This window comes from Thermococcus sp. M36 (genome assembly GCF_012027355.1).
Lineage (GTDB): Archaea > Methanobacteriota_B > Thermococci > Thermococcales > Thermococcaceae > Thermococcus.
Map to the genome: position 1 here is coordinate 1 of NZ_SNUH01000294.1, position 407 is coordinate 407.

Genomic DNA, 407 nt, shown 5'->3' on the forward strand with positions numbered 1-407 from the left:
AGATTAAGATTGACAGGGTATTAAATAAACAGATAACAGTTGAAGCTTACAAAATTGAACAATCAAAATTTGAGAAAGGGAATGGTAAACGCTTAGACATGCAGATAACAGTTGATGGCACCAAGCGATTATTATTTACAGGTTCAATAAACTTAATGGATATGATACAGCAAGTGCCAAGCGATAAGTTCCCTTTTACAACAACAATAGTTAGAGAAAACGAACGATTAATATTTACTTAAAAAAATAAATTATGCCCGCTTATTCATTTAAAGAAAGATTTATTCCACTTATAAAGAGTGGATTGAAAAAACAAACTATTAGAAAGAAAAGAAAAGGACAGGCAAAGCCCGGTGATACTGTTATCTGTATTACGGCATGAGGACTAAATGGTGTACTAAAATTGA

The 407-nt window shown here is 31.7% G+C and carries 1 protein-coding gene; it reads left to right on the plus strand.

Annotation, left to right across the window (positions count from 1 at the left end):
• Positions 1–242, plus strand: a 242-nt coding sequence (locus E3E36_RS13075; RefSeq protein WP_206203728.1) for a hypothetical protein, incomplete at its 5' end; no start/stop codon positions are given.
• Positions 243–407: the final 165 nt, after the last annotated feature.